This is a genomic window from Devosia sp. (genome assembly GCF_035944845.1).
Classification (GTDB): domain Bacteria; phylum Pseudomonadota; class Alphaproteobacteria; order Rhizobiales; family Devosiaceae; genus Devosia_A.
On the sequence record NZ_DASZAW010000126.1, the window covers coordinates 17,138 to 40,404 of the forward strand.

The following is a 23,267-nucleotide window of genomic DNA, read 5'->3' on the forward strand; positions in this document are numbered from 1 at the left end:
AGAATTTCGTCTGGGAACTGAGTTGCCATGAACTACCTCGATAGGAGCTTGAAGAGCGTGTCCAGCCGTATCATCCCGGTCCAGCCCTTCGATTACGTGGTGTTCGGCGCAACCGGCGACCTCACCAAGCGCAAGTTGATCCCGGCGCTCTACCATCGCTTCAAGGATGGCCAGTTCGACGAGCAGAGCCGCATCATCGGCGTGTCGCGCACCAAGCTGACCGACGCCGATTTCCGGAAGCTGGCGCGGGAATCGATCGAGACCTTTGTCGAGCAGTCCTACCAGGACAAGAAGACCATCGACCGCTTCATCGGCACCTTCACATATGTCCCCAACGACGTGACCGACGAGGCGCATTGGGGCGATCTTTCGAAGAACCTGCGCGACGACCCCAAGGTGGTGCGCGCCTTTTACCTCGCCATTGCGCCCGACCTGTTCGGGCCAACCTGCGAGTACATCCTCAAGAAGGGCTACTACCGCCGCGACGCCCGCGTGGTGATCGAAAAGCCGCTCGGCCACGACCTCGCGTCGTCGATCGAGATCAACGACGAAGTGTCCAAGATCTTCAAGGAAGATCAGGTCTACCGCATCGATCACTATCTCGGCAAAGAGACGGTGCAGAACCTGTTGGCGCTGCGCTTCGCCAACATCCTGTTCGAGCCGATCTGGAATTCCGCCCATATCGACCATGTGCAGATCACCGTCGCCGAGTCGGTCGGCGCCGGCACCCGCGGCTATTACGATGAGAGCGGTGCGCTGCGCGACATGGTGCAGAACCACATCATCCAGCTGCTCTGCCTCGTCGCCATGGAGCCGCCGGCCTCGGACGCCGCCAATGCGCTGCGTGACGAGAAGCTCAAGGTGCTGCGCTCCCTGAAGCCGATCACCGGCGCCGATGTCGGCCGCGTCACCGTGCGCGGCCAGTATCGCGGCGGCAGCGTCGATGGCAACGCCGTCGCCAGCTACCAGGATGAGCTGCCCGAGGAGAAGAAGGGCTCGCGCACCGAGACCTTTGTCGCCATCAAGGCCGAGATCGAAAACTGGCGCTGGTCGGGTGTGCCGTTCTACATCCGCACCGGCAAGCGGCTGGTGTCGCGCGCCTCGGAAATCGTCATCCAGTTCCGCAACATCCCGCACTCGATGTTCGACCATGCCCAGGGCGCACCAAAGCCCAACCGGCTGGTGATCCGCATCCAGCCCGATGAAGGCGTGAAGCTGTTCCTGATGATCAAGGATCCGGGCCCCGGCGGCATGCGCCTGCGCGAGGTCCCGCTGAACCTCAGCTTCGCCGAGACCTTTGCCGAGCGCACTCCGGAGGCCTATGAGCGCCTGCTGCTCGACGTCATCCGCGGCCAGCAGACCCTGTTCATGCGCCGCGATGAGCTCGAGGCGGCCTGGGAATGGGTCGATCCGATCCGCAACGGCTGGGATCTGGCGAGCGACGCCCCGCAGACCTATACTGCCGGCACCTGGGGCCCGACCGGCGCCATCGCCCTGATCGAGCGCGACGGCCGCACCTGGCACGAGGATGGGCATTGAACGCAACCCGGCGCAGCTTCGGCACCAAGGAAGATCTGGCGCTCGCTCTCGCCGAGACTGTCGCTGAACACCTGAACGACGGCATCGCCGCCCGCGGTCACGCGGTGCTCGCGGTGTCGGGCGGGTCGACCCCGGCCCGGTTCTTCGCCGTGCTCGGCCGCCGCAAGGATATCGATTGGGAGAAGGTCACCGTCACCCTGGTCGACGAGCGCTGGGTCGACGAGACCAACGACCGTTCCAATGCGCTGCTGGTCAACGAGAAGCTGCTGCAGGGCCCGGCTGCCTCGGCGCATTTCGTGCCGCTCTATACTGGTGGGGACGAACCCACCGACGCCGCCATCGCCCGCACCAACATGGCGGTCAACGCCCTGCCGACGCCGTTTGATGTGGTGATCCTCGGCATGGGCAATGACGGCCACACCGCATCGTTCTTTCCCGGCGGCGACAACCTCGCCGCGGCGCTGACCGGCGAGGGGCCGGCTCTCGCCATCCGGGCGCCGGGGGCAGGGGAGCCCCGGGTGACACTGGTCCTCAGGCGCCTTCTCGACGCCGCGGGGCTCTATCTGCATATCGAGGGGGAGGAGAAGCTGGCGACGTTGGAGAAGGCTGCGTCGGATGGTCCCGTTGAGGACATGCCGATCAGGTCTATTCTGCGTCAAAGCCAGACACCGCTGACTATCTTCTGGAGCCCCTAGGAACCGCTAGGCGCTCCCCCAAGGAGCATGAAATGTCCGTCGTCAAGATCGTCCAGGAAGTCACCGACCGCATCGCGGCCCGGAGCGCCACCTCGCGTCGCGAGTATCTCGATCGTATCGAGGGCGCGCGGGTGCAAGGCGTGCACCGTGCGGCGCTCGCCTGCGGTAACCTGGCCCATGGCTTTGCCGCCTGCTCCCCCTCGGACAAGGCCAAGCTCGCCGGTTCCAAGGCGCTGAACCTCGGCATCGTCACATCCTACAACGACATGCTGAGCGCCCATCAGCCCTACGAGACCTATCCCGAGATCATCAAGGATGCGGCCCGTCAGATCGGCGCCACGGCGCAGGTGGCGGGCGGCGTACCGGCGATGTGCGACGGTGTCACCCAGGGCCAGCCGGGCATGGATTTGAGCCTGTTCAGCCGCGACGTCATCGCCATGGCGACGGCGATTGCGCTGAGCCACAACATGTTCGATGCCGCGGTCTATCTCGGCATCTGCGACAAGATCGTCCCTGGCCTGATGATCGGCGCCTTGACCTTCGGGCACCTGCCGGCCGTGTTCGTCCCCGCCGGCCCGATGCCGACAGGCATCTCCAACGACGAGAAGGCCAAGGTTCGCCAGCTCTATGCCGAGGGCAAGGTCGGCCGCGCCGAGCTGCTCGAGTCGGAAGCCAAGTCCTACCACTCGCCCGGCACCTGCACCTTCTACGGCACCGCCAACTCCAACCAGATGCTGATGGAGATCATGGGCCTGCATCTGCCGGGCGCCAGCTTCGTCAACCCCAACACGCCGCTGCGCGAAGCCCTGACCCGCGAGGCGACCAAGCGCGCCCTGTCGCTCACCGCCGAGGGCAATGACTACACCCCGATCGGCCACATCGTCGACGAGAAGGCCATCGTCAACGGCCTTGTCGGCCTGCTCGCCACCGGCGGCTCGACCAACCACACCATGCACCTCGTCGCCATCGCTGCCGCGGCCGGGCTCAAGGTCACCTGGGAGGATATGTCGGATCTTTCGGGCGGCGTGCCGCTGCTGGCCCGCGTCTATCCCAACGGCATTGCCGACGTGAACCATTTCCATGCCGCCGGCGGCATGGGGTTCATGATCCGCGAACTGCTCGAGGCCGGGTATCTCCATGAAGACGTCAAGACGGTCTGGGGCGCCGGACTCTCGGGTTACACCGTGGAAGCCAGGCTCATGGAAGACAAGCTCAGCTTCGAGCCGTCACCGGCGGTCTCCGGCAACCCCAAGGTGCTGGCGCCCGTCAAGGATGCCTTTTCCGCCAATGGCGGCCTCAAGGTGCTGTCCGGCAATATCGGCAAGTCGGTGATCAAGGTTTCCGCGGTGAAGCCCGAGAACCGCGTCGTCGAAGCCAGGGCCCGGGTGTTCCACACGCAGGAAGGCCTGCAGGCGGCGTTCAAGTCCGGCGAGCTCAACGGCGATGTCATCGCCGTCGTCCGTTTCCAGGGCCCGAAATCGGTCGGCATGCCCGAACTCCACAAGCTCACCCCGCAGCTCGGCATCCTGCAGGATCGCGGGCACAAGGTCGCCCTGGTCACCGACGGTCGCATGTCCGGCGCTTCGGGCAAGATCCCGGCCGCCATCCACATGACCCCCGAGGCTTCCGATGGTGGCGCCATCGCCAAGATCCGCGACGGTGACCTGATACGGCTCGATGCCAATGAGGGCACGCTCACCTTCATCGGCGACGAGAAGGAGTTCTTCTCCCGCACTCCGGCGACCGAGGATCTCCGCCGCGAACACCATGGCATGGGCCGCGAACTCTTCGCCGGCTTCCGGGCGCTGGTCGGCACGGCGGACCGTGGTGCGAGCGTGTTTGGCTGAGGAGGGCGCTCCCGATCCGTCCGGCGCGGCGGGAGGCAACCATCTGAATGACAAGGGGGCCTTTGCACCATGGACCCAGGTCAGGCCGCTGCGGTCGGCGCGCGTACTGCAGCGCTTCAGTTCATCACGCTCGGCAGTATGGCGATATTGGCCCTGTCGCTCGTTGTGACGCTCGGCTGGATCCTGTTTGGCGCACCGCACAAGCACATCGTTCGTCTCTCCGTGCTGCTGTTCGTGCTGCTTGGCTCTGCTGGGTTGCTGGTTCTGTCTCTAGCCGGCTAGCCGTCCTGACCCTCGAAAAATGGGGCCCGGCAGCTATCGGACATTTGGCGCCGTCGCGTGACACCGATCCGGTCCGTCCCCGCCCGGCGAGCTGATGCGGACTGGTGCCGGTAACAGCGCTGTGGATACTGTGCCACGCTTCAACCGATGTGAACGCGGCCGGCCAGAATATTCTTGTCCCCACTTTAATGCGCATGCACTCTGCTCGCATGGGGGCCGGCGCTGATTTGCCCGGCTGTGACGGTCGCTCCGGCGACCGATCGACAGGAGGGAAGCGTGCTTGCAAGAATAGTCATGGCGGCATTGGCATCGGTTTCGATGGTTTCCGGCGCGCTGGCCTGGGATGGGGCGCGGGCCTATCACCTGCGTCCGGGCGGGGCGAGCGACATCAGCCTGGCGCTGAACCTGCTCCATGTCGAGAACACCCTCCTCGGACTTGGGGACACCACGCTTGACGTCGGGGTGCTGACCCCGACCTATCGCAAGACCTTCGACATCATGGGCGATGTCGGCTTCGTGCTGATCGGACTGCCGGTCGGCGGCATGACGTTCGACTCGTTGGCCCCCACCGTCGACACCGGCATCGCCCAGGGTGATCTGGTGCTCGGCGCGGGTGTGGGACTGGTGGGGATGCCGGCCCTCGCCCCCATGGATTACGCCATGCACAAGCCGGGCTTCCAGGCCATGGTCGAGGGTAAGCTGTTCCTGCCCACCGGCGACTATGATGCCAACCGGATGGTGAACCTCGGACAGAATCGCTGGACGTTCCAGGCCAGCCTTCCCATCAGCTACGCGCTGGGCGACAACATGATCGATCCGGAGCTGACCACCTTCGAAATCCGGCCAGTGGTGGTGATCTTCGGCGACAACGAGGATCCCTTCGTTGGTACCGGTGCCAACGTGGTGAGCCAGGCCCCGATCTTCGGCGTCGAAGGGCACATTACCCGCAACTTCGGCAATAACGTCTGGGCCGCCATCGACGGCTACTACGAAACCGGCGGCGAGACCTCGTGGGACGGCGTTCCGCAAGGCGACGGGCTGGAGACGCTGGCGCTCGGCGCCACGCTCGGCCTGGTACTCAGCCCGAATGTCGCAACGCGCATGACCTATCGGCACACCGTCTATTCCAGCGACCCCGATCTCACGGGGCACGCCCTCGAGATCACCGCAGCCTATCTGTTCTGAGAACCTGCTGCATCAGCGCGACCGGCGTCTCACACCCACCGGCGTCATCCCCGCGCAGGCGGGAACCCAGTGGGATGCCGCATCACCCGCTGGAGCTGAGGGTTCCCACTGGGTCCCCACCTGCGCGGGGATGATGCCAGTGGGAAGACCCAACCGAAACTTGGCGGCGCACACTCTACTCGGCGGCGGCTGCGTAGGCCGCCTCCATCCTGGCAAAGGCCGATACGGCGGGTTGCGGCGCCCCCAGGTGGATGTGCCGCAGCTCGTCCATGAACTCTTTCCAGAGCTGCGGTCCGCCATCTTCCAGTACCTGCGCGCCGGTCGCGAGGTCTGGCGCTGGCAGCGTGTGACGCAGCCCCCAACTGCCCATCACCGCCATCAGCGGCACCAGTTCGATGGCCTTTTCCGTCAGCGAGTAAACTATCCGCTGCTTGTGGCGGGGGTCTCGGCTGCGCGTCAGCAGTCCGTTAGCGGTCAGCCGCTTCAGCCGGTCGGTGAGGATGTTGGAGGCGATGCCCTCGATACTCTCGGTGAGGTAGGAGCGGAAGCTGCGGGGCCGGCCGCCGAACATCGAATCGCGCAGGATGATCAGGCTCCAGCGATCGCCAAAAGTCTCGAGCGTGTTGTTGATCGGGCATCCGGCGCGTCGGTAATTCATCTGTCCATCCGCAAAACTGGTTGCAAAATAGAGGTGGTTTCCAGCCGAACCCGACTGTTAGCACAGGGACCGGCGCAAATGAACGCGGCCCCGGCGGGTCGCGGCGATCGACAGGAACCAGCTCATGGCCAAGCTCGTCTTTGGAATGAACCAGTCTCTCGATGGCTATGTGGACTTCATGGCGTTCGCCCCGAGCCCCGTGCTGTTCCGGCATTTCATCGACCAGGCGAAGGCCAATGCCGGTAGCCTCTATGGTCGCAAGCTCTATGAGATCATGAGCTATTGGGATGAGGACCAGGCCGAGTGGGACGCTGCCGAGCGCGACTTTGCCGCGGCCTGGCGCAGCGGGCACAAGTGGGTGGTCTCCAGCACGCTGAAGTCGGTCGGCCACAATGCGACGCTGATCGACGGCGACCTCGAAACGGCGGTGCGAGGGCTCAAGGCCGAGCATGAGGGGGAGATCGAAGTTGGCGGCCCGGTCCTCGCCGGCCGGCTGACCGAGCTCGGGCTGATCGACGAGTATCGCATCTACCTGCACCCGGTGGTGCTCGGTAAGGGCGATCCGTTCTTCGTCGCCGCGCGACCGCCGCTGCGCCTGAAGTCCAGCGAAAAGCTCGACGAGAACGTCATCCTGCTCACCTACGTGCCGGCCTGACCATGCTGAGCTGGCAGGTTGGTCGGGTGAAGATCACCCGCATTGTCGAAATGGATCTGCCGATCCCGGCCTCATTCATGTCAGGGGCGACGCCCGAGGCGCTCCGCCGGCTCCCCTGGCTCTATCCACACTTCGTCAGCGCTGACCACAGCACCCTCAACCTCAGCGTTCATGCGCTGCTGGTCGAAGCGCCGGGGCTGCGGCTGGTGGTCGATACCTGCGTCGGCAACGATCGGCCACGCGAATTCACCGGCGGCGAGGCCCTGTCGACACCATTCCTCGCGCAACTGACCGAGGCGGGCTGGTCGCGCGACGGCGTCGATGCGGTGGTCTGCACGCATCTCGATGTCGACCATATCGGCTGGAACACCATGCTCGAAGCGGGCAGGTGGGTGCCGACCTTCCCGCGGGCGCGCTACCTGATCGGCCGACAGGAGTATGAGTTCTGGAAGGGCATCGACGAAGCCGAGCAGGTGGCGGCGATGGCCGACAGCATCAAGCCGATCTTCGATGCCGGACTCGTCCAACTGGTCGAGCAGGATCATGTGCTCTCACCCGAAATCCGGCTCACCCCCTCGAATGGCCACACCCCGGGCCATGTCAGCGTGCTGATCGAGTCCGATGGCGCGCGGGCTGTGATCACCGGCGACATGACCCACCATCCCTGCCAGATGGCGCACCCCGACTGGACGCTCGCCGACATCGACTCAAAGCTCGCAATCGACACCCGCTTGCGGCTCTTCGCCGAATGGGCCGACCAGCCGATCCTCGTCATCGGCACCCACTTCGCTGCCCCGACGGCGGGCCACATCCGCCGCGACGGCAGGGCGTTCCGGTTCGAGACCTAGGCCGTCTCGCGGCTAGACTGCGCTTGCTCCACCAATGAGGCTCTGCAAGTCCTCCACACTCGATGTCACCCCCGCGAAAGCGGGGAACTTCGTTTGCGATCGTGCAGCAGGCCAAGAAAACAGAGGTTCCCGCTTTCGCGGGAATGACCCGGTGGGTGGGGCGCGACCCTAACTCAGCGCGTATGAGCTTGCGCTGGGATGACACCCGGTGGGGGATGCGAGGTGCTGCGCGATCTCGTCCGGTCCATCGCAGCGAACTAGAAGGGTTCGCTCGACCTCAAGTGTCTTTCAGCCTGTAATCGAGCCTTGGCCAAGCGCTGCTGGCAAGCCACTGCAGCAAGTGCTCCCGGAACGGCAGCGCGGCAACCACCGCGCCCGTCCGCCACCACCACACCACGTCGGCCGCCTGCTCTCCGGCAATCGACGGGTAGACATAGAGGCAGCCGAGGTATTCGCCGGCCTGGCTTTCGATCACCCAGGCAAAACTGCGACGGGCCTCGAACTCCCGTTGATGCCAGGCGAGATCGATCAGGTTCTTCTCTCTGGTCAGGCCATCCGGCCAGCTCGACCCTGGGTTCGCGGTCTTGATGTAGGCCGCGCTCTCCATCACGGCATTGAAATCTCGCTCCAGGTCATCGATCGACAGTGATCGAAGCGTGACCTCGCCGAGCACATGCACAGCCGGGATGGAGCGGTCCCTGAAGGCGGGGTGTGGCCTCATCCGGTCACCCCGGCCACCGGCCGCACTTCGGCAAGCCGCCTGACGGCGTAATCGTCCTTCCAGCATACCGCCGCCTCCCAGGCGGCTGAGGCCTGGGCGACAATGTCCTGCGCCTCGCCTTCGAAGCCGGCAGCGTTATGAGGCAGGTCGAGGTCGAGATCGGCGACGTCGACATGGGCCTCGTCCCAGTCGATCAGCGCCACCCGGTCTGCGGTCATGCGGATATTGCCTGGGTTGGGGTCGCCGTGCACCGCGCTCATTGGTCGCCCGGCAAGCCGCGCCCATGCGGCGCGGCAGCGGACCACCGCCTCGGCCGGCATGGCGTTGAGGTTGATCCGCGTTCCCGTGTCGGCCACCAGCAGGTCGGTCGAGGAGCGCCAGCCCGGCCGCTGCGGCCAGCCCGACGTCAGCCGGTGCAGCTCGCGCAGCGTCGCGGCCGCCCGGCGCCAGTCGTCCGCCGACTGCGGCGGCCCGCCCTCCAGGTACTTCATCACCACCAAGCCATCGACGAACAGGCGCCCGTCGGTCGACGGGATCGGCGCCGGCACGGTGAGGCCATTCCGGTCGAGATGCTGCAGCAACTCGGCCTCCCAGGCGAGATCGGCGTCGCTCCGCTTGCCGAGCCGCGCCACTGCCAGTTGCCCGCCGAAGCGCACGCTCCAGATGTCATTGGCGACACCCCCGGTCAGCCGCTCGACGCGCACCGCGTCACTTCCCCATAGTCCGAGCGCTTCCCAACCCACTTGCAACATCCCTCGACATACAAAGAACCCGGGCGGCGCTGGCCCGGCCCTGGCCCCGAACGACGCCGACCAGGGCGCCTGCCGAGGACCGACGCGAAGTCCGCGTGCCGCCAATCACTATTGAGGCCATGTTCGGGTCAACCCCCTTTTCGCAGCTTGACACTTAGGCCGTAATGCTGAATTGAATTCAATTCAAACTCGTGAGTGCATGTGAATGGCCAACACCCGCCGAAACCTCATCGCTGCCGCCCAGGCCGAGCTTATTGCCGGGAACGGCCATCTCGAGATGCAGGCGGTCGCGAGGCGGGCCAAGGTCTCGGTGGGGCTCGCCTACCATCACTTCGGCTCAAAGAGCGGGCTGATCGCGGCGGTGGTGGAAGCGTTCTATGCCGAGCTGAATGCGGCGGCCTTCGACAATGCTGCGCTTCCGATGGGCAGCTGGGCTGAGCGTGAGAAGGCGCGCATCGGTGCCTACGTGGCGTTCCACTGCGCCCACCCGTTTGCACCGCTGGTCATCGGAGCGCTGAGCCGGTCGCCCGAGGTGCTCGACGTCGAGATCGCTTTCACCAACCAGACCCTCACCGGCGGCGAAGCCATGATCCGGGCGGCGCAGCGCGATGGCACCGTTCGGTCGGACCTCGACCCCGCGCTGACCATCGCCCTGATGAGCGGCGGCATCCGGCAGGCGCTGCTCGGTGCCCTGACCCGGGAGAAGCGGCCCGACCCGGACGCGCTCACCGAAGCGATCTGGAGCTTCATGGCCGCCGCGCTGCGCCCGGCCAGCTGACCGCGAGAGATCCACATGCCGATGCCGTTCGACTTTCACCGCCCGCAGCCCGCCTACGACCGCAGCGAGCTGCTCCGCTCCTCGGCTGGCGGCTATCTCGGCCCTGGCAATGCCCAGCTGCCGGCCCCGCCGATGCTGATGATGGACCGCATCACCGCCATCAGCCGTGAGGGCGGCGCCTATGGCAAGGGCCACGTCGTCGCCGAGCTGGCGATCAACCCGGACCTCTGGTTCTTCGCCTGTCACTTTCCCGGTGATCCGGTCATGCCCGGCTGCCTCGGGCTCGATGCCATGTGGCAGATCATCGGCTTCTGGCTGGGCTGGTCGGGCCTCCCCGGCAGGGGCCGGGCGGTCGGCGTCGGCGAGATGAAGTTCCGCGGCCAGATCACCCCCGAGACGCGCCTCGTCCGCTACGAGGTCAGCATCCGCCAGGTGCGGCGCGGCAGGCTTCCGATCGGTCTCGCAGATGGCACCGTTTACGCTGACGAGTCTTGCGTCTACGTCGCCAGGGATATGCGCGTCACCCTGATCGGCGGAAGCACCTCCGAACAGCCGGCGGCGTGACTCCGCTCCAGATATTGTCACGTTGCCGTCTCGAAGGCAGGGTAGGCGGACAGGCACCAACCAGCCCCAAGGTTCGCCATGCCGTTTGCTTCGCTTTCCCGCCGTCACCTCCTGCAGCTCCTCGGCTCCGCCGCGGTCCTTCCCCTGCTGCCTGCCTCCGCGTTCGCCCAGTCGGCGCCCGCGGCGCGGCTGATCATCCTGTCGGATCTCCATTCGGCCTATGAGCGCAGCGCTCGATTGCTCGCTGCCGTCGCCGCCGAGATCGCGGCAAGCCCGGCGCCGGCGGCAATCCTGATCAACGGCGACGTCTTCGAGCTCGGCAATGTTGTTGCGACCCGCTCGGAGGGAGCCGTCGACTGGAAGCTGCTCGAAAGGCTGTCGCGGCTGGCGCCGACCGTACTCAATATCGGCAATCACGAGCCCGACCTGATCAACGACCTGGCCCAGCTGATCGCCCGCGCCCGTCGCGCCGGGCTCACCGTGGTCTGCAACATCACCGACAAGCGCACTGGCGCGCTCTACACGCAACCGGGCTTCCAGCTCGATCTCGGGCCGGTGCCGGTCGCGCTGGTCGGCATCGCCACGGCTGCGATCAATACCTATCCCAAGGCGTCGCGCGATCACCTCGGCATCCCCGATCCGGTCGAGTGGGCTACCGCCAACCTCGAAAGCAACCTGCCGGAGGGGAGCCTCCATGTCGTTCTCAGCCATGCCGGCGTCGTCGCCGATCGGGGCATCCTGCCGCTCCTCGCCGATGGTTCGTTGCTGGTCGGCGGCCATGACCACCTGGTGCTCGAACATGCCGAGGGCAACACCCGCTACGTCCATACCGGCTCGTGGAGCAGCCTGATCACCGTGGTCGATATCGGCGCTGACCGAGCCCTGTCACTGCGGCAGGTAGACGTCGATCGCAACGGCGCGGCCGACGCGGAACTGACGGCGCTGATCGGCGCCACTTTTGCCGAGCACCTGACCGAGGAAGAGCTCGCCATCGTCGGCATCAGCGAGAAGGCCCGGACGCTGGGCGAGAGCGCTCGTTTCGCCGCCGCGGCACTGGCTGCTGCCGGAGCCGGCGACGTCGGCTTCATCGGCCACACCACCTTCGGCACCGGCCTGCCCTCGGGCGAGGTCACCAAATATGCCTTCGATTCTGTCGTCCGCTTCGATGGCAAGCTGATGCAGGCCGAAGTAGACCGCCCGACCCTCGACGCACTGATGGCTCGTTGCAACCAGGATGGCGACATCCCGCTCAGCGCCCGCACCGGGGATTTCCTCTACGCCGCGCCCAGCGCTCTGACCGACAAACCCAGCTACACCATCGTCTGCAACGACTGGTCGGCCACCAACCAGAAATCCTATTTTGGCCGCGAGGACCTCGCCTTCACCGAAATCCCCGACCTCAAAGTCAAGGCGACGGTCGTTGAGGCGCTGAACGCTTAGAGAGAGTTCGCCGGCGGTGGTGCGAAGGCCTTCTCCCCTTGCGGGAGAAGGTGCCCGAAGGGCGGATGAGGGGTATCTCTCCGCGTACTGGGTCGCTCCTCGCTTCGCTTGGAGCGCGCTACACTTCGTTGCGCGGACCCCTCATCCGGCCTGTCGGCCACCTTCTCCCGCGAGGGGAGAAGGCAGACCGGTGCAGGTTCGCGCCACATGCGACTGCCCATGCGCGCACGGTGGTCAACGTTACGAACCCTCCAGCTTCGCCCGCACGTTGTCGCGCATCTTCGCCATGCGTTGCTGCATCTCGATCACCCCGCCGAGATCCTCGCCGCTGGCCAGCGCAAGGTCCACGGCGGCGAGCTGGCCATCGGCTTTGAGGGCGAGCCCCGCTTCGGTGATCTCGATGTCGAGCACCCGCTCGTCATCCTTGTTGCGGGTGCGCTTCACCAGCCCTGCCGCCTCGAGCTTCTTGAGCAGCGGCGTCAGCGTGTTCGATTCCAGCATCACCAGGTCGGTGAGCGCCTTCATCGTGATCCTGCCGTTTTCCCACAGCACCATCATCACCACGAATTGCGGGTAGGTGAGGCCGAGCTTATCCAGCATCGGCCGGTAGAACCGGCTGAAGGCGTGGCTCAGCGAATAGGCTGAAAAGCACAGCAGCACATCGAGTTTCAGCTGCTCGGCAATCGCTTTCTTGTCCATCGGATGTCTCCAGTCATGCCTTGTATATAGAGCGTATGCGATTTAATCGCAAGCGATCAATGCATGGCAGCTATGCAGGATCATGCGTTGCCTCGAATTAGATCGCATGCGATTTAATCGTCATCGCAATGAGCGACAGACATTCAAACGGGAGATTGAAATGACCACGAACCTTGAAACCGCAGCCGCCTTTGCCGCTACCAATGCTGCAAAGGGCAAGACTGCGCTGTTCATCACCGGCGCCTGGATGCACACCTCGAGCTGGGACAAGCTGCGCTCGGTGTTCGAAGCCGCGGGCTACAAGACCCTGGCTCCGGCCTGGCCCTACCTCGAAGGCAACCCGGCCGAACTCCGCGCCCACCCCGACAAGCGGCTGGGCACCCTGACCTTTGGGAAGATCGTCGATCACTATGCCAAGATCATCGACGGCCTCGACGAACAGCCGGTGATCATCGGCCACTCGATGGGCGGCCTGATCACCCAGCTGCTGCTCGATCGCGGCTACGGCGTCGCCGGCATCGCCATGGACCCCGGCCCGGTGGCCGGTGCGCTGCCCGGTCCGGTTTCGCTGCTTGCCGCCCTGCCACCGATCTTCGCCGGCCCCGGCACCACCCAGACCATCACCCGCGAAGGCTTTGCCAGGAACTTCGCTAACACGCTCAATGCCGCCGACCAGCAGGCCGCCTACGACGATTATGTCGTGCCCACGCCGACCAACATTTTCTACCAGGCCGCCGGCATGCTCGGCACCGCGGTGAAGGTCAAGGCCCGGAAGCAGCCGTTACTGGTGATCTCGGCCGAACATGACCGCACCGTCACCCCGTATCTCGCCAAGGCGATCTTCAACATCCAGAAGAAGTCCGCGGCCCGTACCGACTTCCACCAGTTCGCCGATCGCTCGCACTTCCTCGCCGGCGAAAAGGGCTGGGAAGAGGTCGCACACTACGCCCTCGACTGGGCCAACGAAGTGACCGCCGCGCCGTCGATCCATTGAGTGTTCGGTGGCTCTCCTGGAAAGGCCCCTCAGCGTGTCTGAGGGACCTTTCGTATTCAAGGGAGGGCACATTCGTTCCTGCTCACCGGTGTCATCCCAGCGAAAGCTGGGCCCCAAACCGCCGCTGGCGCGAACTGTGAAATGGGTCCCAGTTTTCGCATCGAGGGTGGGACACCGAACCAGGTCCGCCAGCACACCATTCCCCCACGCCCGGGAATCTCGTACCCATCGTCATTCGCTCCGAGGTATCGCCCTGAGGGACGAGGTATCGCCCTGAGGGCAGGGGAGGGGAAGTTGATCCGCCGGACCACCCGTATTGCAGCTGCCGTCCTGGCGCTCGTCGCTCTCGCGGCCTGTTCCTCGATTCCCCTCGGCACCGCCACCAAGCTTCGTGGTCTCGACTACCTCAACGACGATGTGGCGAGCCTGCTGCTCGCCCTCGACCTGCCGCCCTCGCTGGAGCCGGTTCAAGGGGCTTCGACCATCAGCTTCGACGTCACCACGCCGTCGAACGGCGAGCGCCACATCAAGGCGACGCTGGTTGCGGCCGATGCGGGCGATCTTGCCGGGACGCTCCCCCCGCCGTCGGACGAGCGGAACTACTACCTGTTCGGGTTTTCCGATCCGGACAAACAGGCGATCCGCGAAGCTCAGGCCTGGGCCAGAACCCTGCCGGCCGGCAACAACGCTCTCGCCATTTCGCTCAGCCCGAAACTCTGCCGCACCGAGCCGCTCGATCCGGGCAAGACCACGGTCTCCGCCCTCATCGCCCTGCCCGGTGTGCCCGGTCTCGCCCCGCTGCTCAGCAACCAGCCGCTTTCGAGCGTCCTCGCCAGCGCCCCGATCAAGGATGTCCCACCCTGCGCCGGGCATTCCGGCTAGAGCGTCATAGGGCAGTTCAGCCCGGACCTTTGACGGCAGGTTTGTTGGCCTCCGGGGCGATGATCTCCGATCCGACTTCGCCCGGTCGAGCGAGCGTGCGTGCGACAGGCTGAGCCTGCCGCCGACTTCGCCGCCTACTCCAGCACCACGATCGCCTCGACCTCGAACAGCATCGGATCGATCGCCAGTTTGGGCACCGGCACCAGCGTTTGTGCCGGCAGCCTGTCGCCGAACATCGCCTTGACGTTCTCGGTCAGCGCACCGAGTTTCTGCATGTCGTGATCGACGACCAAAATAGTCAGCTTGGCCACCTGGTCCGGCTTGGCCCCGATCCCCTCCAGCGCTGCACCGAGGTTGGCATAGGCCTGCTTTACCTGCGCGGCAAAATCGGGTGACAGGCCGCCGGTGCTGTCCTGCCCGCCCTGACCCGAAATGTAGGCGATCCGCGCCCCCGCAGGAACGATCACTGCGGTGCTGTAACCGTTCGGGGCAGGATCGCCGAGCTTCGGCGGGTTGACGATGCTGAGCCTGGTTTCGTTCGCCATCGTTGCTGTGAATGCGCCTGCGGTCATGATGAATAGCCCTCCGATAAGCAGCCGGGTGAGTGTGCGTGACATGGTGTTTCTCGTAGCTCCGCGGATCCGCGAGGGTTTCACGGGCCGACAGGGGGTTGAGCGTTGATCGATTTCACCTTACGACTGAATCGTACGGTGTACGAGAACGTGGCATCGTACGACGTACGAGTCAATCCGGCAGGGTCGACATTTGTGGTTGTGCCGGCCTAGATCGGCAGATCGAGAGCGAGGACCACATGCCAGCCAAACCCAGCGGCGCCCCACCGAGGCGCTCGCGCAGCACCGGCGCAGCGACCGCCTCGGGCGGCCCGCCGCTCTCCTTGGAGCGCATCGTCGCCGCGGCCGTGGAGCTGCTCGATACCCAGGGGGTGGATGGCCTGTCGATGCGCCGGCTGGCCGATCAGCTCAGCGCCGGCGCGATGAGCCTCTATTGGCACGTGGGAAACAAGGAGGAGGTGTTCGACCTGGCGCTGGACGCCGTGCTCGCCTACAGCCCGCCCGCCGTCGAGGCCCGCGAGTGGCGCGCCAATGTCGTCCATATGCTCGAGGATTGGCGCGCCGCCATGCTGCGCCATCCCTGGTCGGCCGCACTGTTGCCGCGCCGCGCGCTGGGACCGAGCATGCTGGGACGCCTCGAACTGCTGAGCCAGACCCTGTCGCGCGCCGGCGTCGCCGATGCCGACCTGAACGTCGCTATCTGGTCGGTCTGGAACTACGTGATGGGCGCCACCATCACCCGCGGCAGCTTTGACCGCTCCGCCGATGACCTCGCAGCCGCGCAACGCCGTCTCACCGAACGCGCTGAACGCTACCCCAGCATCGATCGCTCCCGCCTGCTGCTCGACAGCGATTGGGACGGCGCGTTCAGGAAGGGCCTGGATCTATTGCTCGACGGGCTGACCCCAAAGCGCTGATACTAGCTGCCCGTCCGAATTCGATGCCAAGCTCTCCGCCGGCTGGGGCCAGCTCGATACCTGGCTCAAGGCGCAGGTCGGCTGGTCTGAGGCAGCTTCATTCTCACCACCTACATCTCGGCACTGCTGCCGAGCGGCACCTACGAGCCGGGTTCTCGCCCAGCACAGGCCACAACCGCCCGACGATCGATGCCGGCTGTGCCTTCACCTGGATCGAGGGGAAGAGCAAGCTGCAACTCGATGCGCCACTGCCAGGAGTTCAACGCCGTCAACCGCTTCGAGGGCAATGCCACCCTCGCGACGGTGACCTTCGCGTTCTGAGGGGCTGGGGCTCTCGATCGTCATGTGACCAGGATTCCTTGGCGATCCGCAATTGCGATGGTGGCGCGCGTTCCGGCATTGAACTCGAGGAAGTCGGCCTCGATGCCATCACTGAAGATGACCCCATGCTCTGCCATTTCCGATGCGATCACTATCGATGCTCGTTCATCGATCCTGCCGGCCACCAGTGACGTGCCGGTGGTGCGGCTGGGAAACGGTTCCCGCACGAAATACTGGAGGAACCCAGCGTCCCAGGCAAACTTCGGATCGAACGGTGGCGGCTCGATTCCAAACGCCAGCGCCGCACCGGTCCACCCAGCGTACAGGCTACTCAGCCACCCGGTCGAGCCCATCCCGGTCGAAACAATGATGCCACTCGACGACTGTCGCTCGCGCATCCCGCCGACATTCAACTCGTAGCGCGCTGAGACGTGGCTGCGCGGCCCGATGAACAGGTCGTTGACCGCATAGAGCGAGGCTCCGGTATTCAGCGTCGCCCGCGCCATGGTCACGGCACTGAGCCGCCGCCGCCCGGCCAGTTCCTCCGGCACGACCTTGTGCAGGTCGCCCGGCCGGAACGGCAGCAGGACGCCGTCCCAACGTGCTGCGTCAGGGTTCACCCCGAGCACATGCTGGCCGTCCAGATACTTCAGGGTGTTCGCCACCAGCCCATCCTGGCCGAGGACGACCACGAGGTCGTCGTCCCCGAAGATGAAGTTGCCGAGGTAGCGGCGGTCGACCTTTTGCACACGACCGAACGGACGCAGCCCCTGCTCGGCCTCCAGCACCGCGGCGCGATACTGCTGCTGCTCTCGCACATAGTCGCCGAAGTTCGCACCCAAGTGCTCCACGTAGAACTGCGCCTGTTGCACCGTGTTGAACCGGGCGATCAACTCGTCGAGCCGGGTCTGCCGCACGATCAGGATGATCTTCCGATCCTCGCTGCTTGCCATGACGATCACGCTGCTTCCCGCGGCTGCAGGATTTCCTTGAGCAGGTCCGGCGTCACATTGAGCTGGCCGATCTTGCTGGCATTGTCCGCCAAATCACGGAACGCAAGCGCCATCAACTGGCCGGGCTCCATCCCCACCGAGGCAAGTGCCTGCAGCAGCTTGGGATCGGCATCGCCGAACGCCGCCATCATCGTCTTCAGGCCATAGGCCTTGGCATCGGCCTCTTCACGCGCATTGATCGAGGCGAGACCGACGAGTTCGCGGTTCTGCTGTTCGAGGCCGATCCGGCCGGTCATCTCCTCGCTCTCTATCTGCAACCGGCGCTCCTGCACGCTGCGCTCGGCCTCCATCTGAGCCTCGCGCACCTGACGCTTCTTGTTCTCGACCGCGATTTCAGTCGCGAGCTCGTTCTCACGAATGGTGCGTTCGTGCTCCACTGCCGCGTTACGCCGGGCGTAAATCGCTTCGTCTGCCCGCCGCAGCAGCGCCTCGCGCGCTTCCGCCTCCAGCGCCTTCGACGTTTCGGCCTTCGGCTTGACCGCCAGCAGCGATAGGCCGAGCACTTCGACGCCGAGCGCGCCCAAGGTCGGGCGATCCCGCAATTGCTGGCTGACCTGCTGCACCAGCGTCTCCCCCGAGCCGAGCACATCCGTCAGCCGCAGCGCCCGCACTTCAGCGCGCATCACCACCTGGACCTCGTCGATCAGTCGCTGGCTCAGCTTGCCGGGATCTTCCGAGGCATAGCTGTGCTTGTGATCGAGCGCGAAGTTGAGCAGCGCCGCCGTGCGCTGCGGATCGGCGATCCGGAACGTCACCTGGCCCTGTACCGTCACTTCCTGGAAGTCGGCAGTGATCTCGGGGAAGATGAACGGCTCGTTGACGCTGGCTGTCGGCACCACGACGACCGAGGTCGAGGGGGCGAAGTACCAGAAGGCATGTCCCGCCCCTTCCCGCACGGGCCGACCATTCCGGTACTGGATCACATACTGCGTCGGCTCAGTCTTGATGTAGCGAAACCCGAACATCGGCCTCTCCTGTTGGTCCCGGAACCGGGGAATGACGACACCATAGCCACTTAGTGTGAAAAGTCAACTAAGTTAGGTGTCACTTCACACTAAGGCCTTGAGGTGGTATCGCTTGACGATGGAAAACCCTGATGAACCCGAGTTTCCTCGGCCGATCGCTTCAGTCGATCTGGTGATCTTTGCCCAGTCCGATAGGCGGCTGGACGTGCTCCTCGCCCGCCGGGCCAACCCGCCATTCGTCGGCGACTGGGCGCTGCCGGGCGGTTTTGTCCATGCCGATGTGGATGCCGATCTCGAAGCCGCAGCGCGTCGCGTGCTCAGCGACAAGACCGGCGTCGAAACGCCTTACCTCGAGCAGCTGGCGAGCTTCGGCGGCGCCACACGGGATCCGCGCGGCTGGAGCCTCAGCGTCGTCTACATGGCGCTGATACTCGCTGATCGCGTCACGCTACGCAGCGGCGCCGGTACCACTGAGGCGCAATGGTTCCAGGCCGATACCAAGGTCTCATTGGCTTTCGATCATCGCGATATCCTCGGCGCGGCGCTGGACCGCCTGCGCAGCAAGGTCGGGTATTCAACCCTCCCGGCGCACCTGCTCCCCGAAGCCTTCACCCTCGGTGAGTTGCAGGCTGTCTATGAGGGGATCCTTGGCCGTGCTCTGGAAAAATCCGCCTTCCGCAAGCGCATCGCCGAAGCAGATTTCGTGGAGCCGATCACCGGCGAGATGCGCCGGGCCAGCAATCGCCCGGCCCAGTTGTACCGGCTGAAGCGCGCCAGGCACACAACGCTGTTCGACCGCGCGCTTTAGCTGGAGCGCCTTCGGCACCAGGTTGCATCCGGATAATAGGTTTGCTCGACCTCGAGTTCCCACCGGCGTCATCCCCGCGGAGGCGGGGACCCGCTGGATGCTTCGGCCACTACCAGCGCCGCGACTTCCCTCTGGGTTCGCCGCCTGCGCGGGAATGACGTCGGCATGGGCTAGAGACGCCTTGCATCGCCCGAGATGAAACGGCAAATGCTCTAGAACCCGCCGCCGGTCTTGAAGCCGCCGCTGGTCCGGTTGCCGCTCGAGCCGGTGCGCGGGCGCGAGAAGCCGCCGCCACCCGAGCTGCCGCCACCACCGCCAAAGCCGCCACCACCGCCCGGCAGCCGGCCCCAGCTGCCGCCGAAGCCGCCGTCGCGACGGCCGCCCGAGGCGCCTCCGCCGAAGCTCGAGTCCGGCCAGCTGAAGCCGCCGCCGCTATTGTTGCTGCCACCCCATGGCGAATCCTGCCGCTGTTGCTGCGGTTGCACCCCGCCGGTCCAGTTCTGGCTGCGCCGCCATTGGCCCCAGTAGTCGGCCGCCGTGATGCCGCCGCGCAGGAAGTCGTTCAGCAGGTCGCCCACCAGCTTGTCTTCGCGGAAGGTCGAGCGCGGGTTGTCAAAGTTCTGCTTCTTGAACTCGTACTGGATGTCCTCGAGTTCGCGCCGCCGGGCGGCCAACGTCTTCAGCCGGGCTTTCTGCTCGCGGCTGTCTCCATCTTCTTCAGCGGCGCGCTGCCGCGATTCGTCGATCTGCTTGACGATGGTGTCGTCCTGCCCGGTCTCGGTGACGCGCGCTTCGGCGAGCAGCGTCTGGATGTCCTCGCGGCCCAGGGCTTCGGCCAGCCCGCTCACCGCCGCGCTGAATGCCGGATCGCTGCCCTGCGCCAGCTCGCGCTGTGCCCGGGCGCGCTCGTCGCGCTTGTCCTCGGCCCCGACCATCTCCTCGTCGATCGCCGCAATCCGCGCTTCGGCTTTCTCCAATAGTTCGCGCGTCGGCCGCCCCCCGGCCGCATCCACGGCGGCCTTCTCGAGCTTGGTGACCTCAGCACCGGCGGCCGCCGCGATCTGCTGCTGACGGTCTGCATGTTCGCGCAGCCGCATCGGAATCTCGTTCAGCATGGCGAAATTCGCCCGCGCCTCGGGGAAGCCGACCAGCCCGGCGATCAGGCTGTCGAAATACTGGATCAGGTTGTTCTCGCGGTAGTTCTTGGTGCCGAAGCCGCGTTCCCACAGGTACATGAACAGCGGGTCGTCGCGGTAGGGCTTGCCCTTCTGTTCGCGGTCGGACTCGGCCTGCTGGGTCTTGCGCAGGCTCTCGTCGGCGACATGCGCCAGTTGCTCGGCCGCCCGGCGTTTCTCGGCATATTCGGGGTTCTTCACCGCTTCCACGGCCACCCGGTCGGCCAGTGCCTTCAGCTCGGCCTGTGCCCGCTCCGCCGCTGCAGCCTGCTCGGTCCGCTCCTTGGCCAACGCCGCAATCTGCTTGTCGAGCCCCTTGAGTTCGTCTTCCGCAGCGCTGAGTTCGGCTCCATGCCGGCTGAGCATCTCGCGCGCCTTCACCTCGGCCTGGCTGAGCCGGCCGGCCAGCGCCGCCTGGGAGGCCGGGTCGAGTCGCACTTCGGCCAGCTGTCGCAGCAGCTCGCTTTCGGTTTCCTTGAACTTGGTAACGAGCTCGGCCGAACGCGCCAGGCGCTTGGCGATCTCATCCTCCTCGCGGCGGATGTCGCGCAGCGCCTCGTCGAGCGAACGCAGGGCTTCCGGGCCTGACAGGCTCATGAGAGAACCTGCGCAGTGACTGGCTGTGCCGCGTCAAATGGTGCGGAGCGCCCGAGAACCGGAGCGGAGCGTATGCCAATTCGTGAGCACCGCAAGCGCAGGGTCTCCGTGCCAGTTGGCCGGCGCAGTAGCGTCGATGTGCAGGTTCTCACCACCGTGTTACAGCTCCACCTAGCACCGGCATGACGTAATTGGGCTCAAGATAGCCGAACTCCTTCACCGCCAGCGTGCTGCGCTCCACGATGCCGTCGTCCTTCTTGTCGCTCTCCACCGCGCGATAGGTGCTTTCCGGCACCCGCACCCCCCAGATCGCCACATCCTCGGTCTGGCTGTTTTCCTCGTTGATGATCGGCAGCGTCAGCGGCTTGCCGTCCGTACCGATCGCCTCGACCACGACATAGTAGTTCGTCGCCGCGGTGTTGATCTCGGGGAAGGTCCAGAACCCGGTCTTCACCCCCTCGCGATTGACGATCCTCAGCTGATATTCCTGCCGCAACTGGTCTCTGAGCCCGGTGAGCGAGGCGATCGCCTGCTCGGCGCCATCGCGGTTGCCTTCGGCGGCGGCGGTCTTGCCGCGCACCCGCAACTGCTCGGCCTCGGTGACGGCCTGCTGAACCTTGGTCTCTTCGAAGATGGTCTGGTACAGCGCATCCATTTGCGCCGGGAGCTTCTCGCTGAGCTCGATCCGCGCGCCTTCGACCTGCGCCTCCTGGTACGGCCGGTAGGCAAAGAAGTAGCCGCCCAGACCGACCACCAGGACCAGCGCAATGGCCAGCGCCGCCGGGCCCCATTTCTTGCGGCCGACATAGAGTTTGGCGAGACTGACCCCAAAACTCGGCTTGGGCGGGGTGTAGACGAAGCGGCTCTCATCGAGCGCTTTGACGCCCGCCATGAGCACTGCGTCGGTCACCTCGATGCCCTGCTGATGGTAGATTTCGCGCAGCTTCTCGATCAGTTGCTTCTCGCGGGCATCGCCCGCGAGTTCGCGTTCGACCAGATCCTGCCGGTGACGGAGCGTGTCGACCACGTCCATCGCCAGCATGACCTCGTCCAGCGGGGCCTTCTCGGCAGTCGCCGTCGTCGTGCTCATGTTCGAGCCCGTTTGCGCTCCAAATTAGGCCTTCTTCTCTTCGAGGATCAGCGCGTTGCCATCGGCAGCCAGCTGGGCGAGGCGGCGTTTGCCGTCCTCCACCGCGTCGCGGATCTCGGCCGAGTTCTTGGTCGCCGCTTCGCGCATCTCGTTGATGATGACGCGCGATTTCTCCTGGAAGGTCACCACCGAGTCGACCAGCTTCTTGACCGCGTCGGCGCGGATGGTCGGGCCGTAACCGGCCTTCACCGCAGCTTCGCCCACCCGGTCGCCGATCTCCGAGAGCGTTTCGAGGCTCTTGGACATGCCTTCCTTCATGGCGTTCAGCGTCTCGGTCGATTCATGCAGGCCGAACAGCCCCGTGAACGACGCGCTGAGCGCGGTGAACACCGTCTCGTTGGTCGAAAAGAACGAGATCGCCTGCTGGTACACGCGCTCCTTGGCCTGCGTCGTCTGCATCAGCCGCGCCATCACCACTTCCGAGGTCGAGTAGGAGATGGTGAGGTTGTCGCTCAGGTCCTTGGCGATCTGGTAGCGACGCTCTTCGTTCTGCAGGTCGCGCAGCTTCTCGTCGCGATCCATCTCCAGCTTTGCCCGATCGGCCGGCGTGCCCTCGGTGAACGCCGCAAGTGCATCGCCCGCCGCCTTCAACGTGGTTTTCTTGTCTTCGAGCTTCTGGGTGGCGACGTCGAGCAGTTCCAGCGCCATCACTTCGGACTGCTTCAGCGCACCACGGAAATCGCGATAGGCTTCGAGGATCGTGTGCTCGCGGTCGACCTGGTTTTTGGTCTCCTTGGAGACGTCGAGATAGATGTTGCGGATCTTGTCGAAGCGCGAGGCGATATCGCCGCGGCTGACCTTCATCCACACGTTGGAGACGCGCTCCATCAGGTCGAGCTTGCCGTCGTCGAGCTGGTCGACCATGCCCTTGGCATCGTCGCGGATCGAGTTGAAGCCATTGGTGATGTCTTCGTAACGCTCGCCGACATTCATCGCCGCGACCTGGCTGCGCACCACTTCGTTAAAAGCGCTTGCCTGCGTCAGCGTACGGCCGATCAGAATGACCTTGTTCTCGTCGAGCCCGGTGATCTCGTTGAGCAACCCGGTGATCGGCTGCTCGCCGGCCTGTTCGGGCCAAATGCCGAGCTGCTTGATCGCCCCCATCGCCTTGTCGAGATACTGCAGGGGCTTTTCCATCACTTCAGTGGCCATTTGGATGCGTTTCCCTCTATCGGTCACCTTGGGGTGACATGATTCACGTTCTCGGCGT

The 23,267-nt window shown here is 65.2% G+C and carries 24 protein-coding genes; 14 read left to right on the plus strand and 10 right to left on the minus strand.

The window, feature by feature from the left end; genetic code table 11:
- Positions 1-57: 57 nt before the first annotated feature.
- The 5 genes from zwf (at position 58) to VGV07_RS24990 (ending at position 5,548) form a co-directional block, all read left to right on the plus strand.
- Positions 58-1,539, plus strand: coding sequence for a glucose-6-phosphate dehydrogenase (zwf, locus tag VGV07_RS24970; RefSeq protein WP_326871441.1), 1,482 nt, complete (start codon positions 58-60; stop codon positions 1,537-1,539).
- On the plus strand, positions 1,536-2,234 hold the full coding sequence (gene pgl, locus VGV07_RS24975) for a 6-phosphogluconolactonase (RefSeq protein WP_326871442.1): 699 nt from the start codon (positions 1,536-1,538) through the stop codon (positions 2,232-2,234). The genes zwf and pgl overlap by 4 nt, the downstream gene beginning before the upstream one ends.
- A 32-nt stretch (positions 2,235-2,266) precedes the next feature.
- Positions 2,267-4,081, plus strand: a complete 1,815-nt coding sequence (edd, locus tag VGV07_RS24980; protein ID WP_326871443.1) for a phosphogluconate dehydratase — start codon at positions 2,267-2,269, stop codon at positions 4,079-4,081.
- Positions 4,082-4,150: 69 nt separating this feature from the next.
- A complete protein-coding gene (locus tag VGV07_RS24985) occupies positions 4,151-4,363 on the plus strand; it encodes a hypothetical protein (protein WP_326871444.1) in 213 nt (70 codons plus the stop codon).
- A 276-nt stretch (positions 4,364-4,639) separates the two neighbouring features.
- Positions 4,640-5,548, plus strand: a complete 909-nt coding sequence (locus VGV07_RS24990; RefSeq protein ID WP_326871445.1) for a transporter — start codon at positions 4,640-4,642, stop codon at positions 5,546-5,548.
- Positions 5,549-5,723: 175 nt separating this feature from the next.
- Here the strand turns inward: VGV07_RS24990 and VGV07_RS24995 are convergent, their stop codons facing one another.
- On the minus strand, positions 5,724-6,206 hold the full coding sequence (locus VGV07_RS24995; RefSeq protein WP_326871446.1) for a helix-turn-helix domain-containing protein: 483 nt from the start codon (positions 6,204-6,206) through the stop codon (positions 5,724-5,726).
- A gap of 124 nt (positions 6,207-6,330) precedes the next feature.
- On the opposite strand from VGV07_RS24995, the gene VGV07_RS25000 reads away from it, so the two are divergent.
- Both VGV07_RS25000 and VGV07_RS25005 read left to right on the plus strand, forming a co-directional pair.
- Complete coding sequence (locus VGV07_RS25000) at positions 6,331-6,861, plus strand: dihydrofolate reductase family protein (RefSeq protein WP_326871447.1); 531 nt, start codon at positions 6,331-6,333, stop codon at positions 6,859-6,861.
- A gap of 26 nt (positions 6,862-6,887) precedes the next feature.
- Positions 6,888-7,709 carry an MBL fold metallo-hydrolase gene (locus VGV07_RS25005; RefSeq protein ID WP_326871448.1) on the plus strand — a complete coding sequence of 274 codons (822 nt, stop codon included), beginning with the start codon at positions 6,888-6,890 and terminating at the stop codon, positions 7,707-7,709.
- Between the two features lie 277 nt (positions 7,710-7,986).
- Here the strand turns inward: VGV07_RS25005 and VGV07_RS25010 are convergent, their stop codons facing one another.
- Positions 7,987-8,382 (minus strand): hypothetical protein, encoded by a 396-nt coding sequence (locus VGV07_RS25010; RefSeq protein WP_326871449.1) that lies wholly within the window; start codon positions 8,380-8,382, stop codon positions 7,987-7,989.
- A gap of 44 nt (positions 8,383-8,426) precedes the next feature.
- Positions 8,427-9,173 (minus strand): phosphotransferase enzyme family protein, encoded by a 747-nt coding sequence (locus tag VGV07_RS25015; protein WP_326871450.1) that lies wholly within the window; start codon positions 9,171-9,173, stop codon positions 8,427-8,429.
- A 214-nt stretch (positions 9,174-9,387) separates the two neighbouring features.
- Here VGV07_RS25015 and VGV07_RS25020 point away from each other — a divergent pair, with 214 nt between their 5' ends.
- The 3 genes from VGV07_RS25020 to VGV07_RS25030 all read left to right on the plus strand — a co-directional run bounded on the left by VGV07_RS25020 (position 9,388) and on the right by VGV07_RS25030 (position 11,964).
- Positions 9,388-9,960, plus strand: a complete 573-nt coding sequence (locus VGV07_RS25020) for a TetR/AcrR family transcriptional regulator (RefSeq protein WP_326871451.1) — start codon at positions 9,388-9,390, stop codon at positions 9,958-9,960.
- Positions 9,961-9,975: 15 nt separating this feature from the next.
- Positions 9,976-10,524, plus strand: coding sequence for a bifunctional 3-hydroxydecanoyl-ACP dehydratase/trans-2-decenoyl-ACP isomerase (fabA, locus tag VGV07_RS25025; protein ID WP_326871452.1), 549 nt, complete (start codon positions 9,976-9,978; stop codon positions 10,522-10,524).
- A gap of 78 nt (positions 10,525-10,602) precedes the next feature.
- Positions 10,603-11,964 (plus strand): metallophosphoesterase, encoded by a 1,362-nt coding sequence (locus VGV07_RS25030; RefSeq protein ID WP_326871453.1) that lies wholly within the window; start codon positions 10,603-10,605, stop codon positions 11,962-11,964.
- A gap of 240 nt (positions 11,965-12,204) precedes the next feature.
- Here the strand turns inward: VGV07_RS25030 and VGV07_RS25035 are convergent, their stop codons facing one another.
- A complete protein-coding gene (locus tag VGV07_RS25035) occupies positions 12,205-12,663 on the minus strand; it encodes a MarR family transcriptional regulator (protein WP_326871454.1) in 459 nt (152 codons plus the stop codon).
- 160 nt (positions 12,664-12,823) lie between these two features.
- On the opposite strand from VGV07_RS25035, the gene VGV07_RS25040 reads away from it, so the two are divergent.
- Both VGV07_RS25040 and VGV07_RS25045 read left to right on the plus strand, forming a co-directional pair.
- Positions 12,824-13,657: an alpha/beta hydrolase gene (locus VGV07_RS25040; protein WP_326871455.1), complete on the plus strand. Its 834-nt coding sequence runs from the start codon at positions 12,824-12,826 to the stop codon at positions 13,655-13,657.
- 294 nt (positions 13,658-13,951) lie between these two features.
- Positions 13,952-14,539: a hypothetical protein gene (locus VGV07_RS25045; protein WP_326871456.1), complete on the plus strand. Its 588-nt coding sequence runs from the start codon at positions 13,952-13,954 to the stop codon at positions 14,537-14,539.
- Positions 14,540-14,673: 134 nt separating this feature from the next.
- Here VGV07_RS25045 and VGV07_RS25050 read toward each other — a convergent pair whose 3' ends face one another.
- Positions 14,674-15,156, minus strand: coding sequence for a RidA family protein (locus VGV07_RS25050; protein ID WP_326871457.1), 483 nt, complete (start codon positions 15,154-15,156; stop codon positions 14,674-14,676).
- Positions 15,157-15,350: 194 nt separating this feature from the next.
- On the opposite strand from VGV07_RS25050, the gene VGV07_RS25055 reads away from it, so the two are divergent.
- On the plus strand, positions 15,351-16,028 hold the full coding sequence (locus VGV07_RS25055; RefSeq protein WP_326871458.1) for a TetR/AcrR family transcriptional regulator: 678 nt from the start codon (positions 15,351-15,353) through the stop codon (positions 16,026-16,028).
- Positions 16,029-16,369: 341 nt separating this feature from the next.
- Here the strand turns inward: VGV07_RS25055 and VGV07_RS25060 are convergent, their stop codons facing one another.
- Together VGV07_RS25060 and VGV07_RS25065 are read right to left on the minus strand one after the other, a co-directional pair.
- A complete protein-coding gene (locus tag VGV07_RS25060; protein WP_326871464.1) occupies positions 16,370-17,302 on the minus strand; it encodes a sugar kinase in 933 nt (310 codons plus the stop codon).
- 5 nt (positions 17,303-17,307) lie between these two features.
- Positions 17,308-18,327 carry an SPFH domain-containing protein gene (locus tag VGV07_RS25065; RefSeq protein WP_326871459.1) on the minus strand — a complete coding sequence of 340 codons (1,020 nt, stop codon included), beginning with the start codon at positions 18,325-18,327 and terminating at the stop codon, positions 17,308-17,310.
- Between the two features lie 118 nt (positions 18,328-18,445).
- Here VGV07_RS25065 and VGV07_RS25070 point away from each other — a divergent pair, with 118 nt between their 5' ends.
- Complete coding sequence (locus VGV07_RS25070; protein ID WP_326871465.1) at positions 18,446-19,135, plus strand: NUDIX hydrolase; 690 nt, start codon at positions 18,446-18,448, stop codon at positions 19,133-19,135.
- Positions 19,136-19,347: 212 nt separating this feature from the next.
- On the opposite strand, the gene VGV07_RS25075 is transcribed toward VGV07_RS25070, so the two are convergent.
- The 3 genes from VGV07_RS25075 to VGV07_RS25085 form a co-directional block, all read right to left on the minus strand.
- Complete coding sequence (locus VGV07_RS25075; protein ID WP_326871460.1) at positions 19,348-20,907, minus strand: hypothetical protein; 1,560 nt, start codon at positions 20,905-20,907, stop codon at positions 19,348-19,350.
- Positions 20,908-21,055: 148 nt separating this feature from the next.
- On the minus strand, positions 21,056-21,997 hold the full coding sequence (locus VGV07_RS25080) for a DUF6384 family protein (protein ID WP_326871461.1): 942 nt from the start codon (positions 21,995-21,997) through the stop codon (positions 21,056-21,058).
- Between the two features lie 24 nt (positions 21,998-22,021).
- Complete coding sequence (locus VGV07_RS25085) at positions 22,022-23,209, minus strand: cell surface protein (protein WP_326871462.1); 1,188 nt, start codon at positions 23,207-23,209, stop codon at positions 22,022-22,024.
- Positions 23,210-23,267 lie beyond the last annotated feature (58 nt).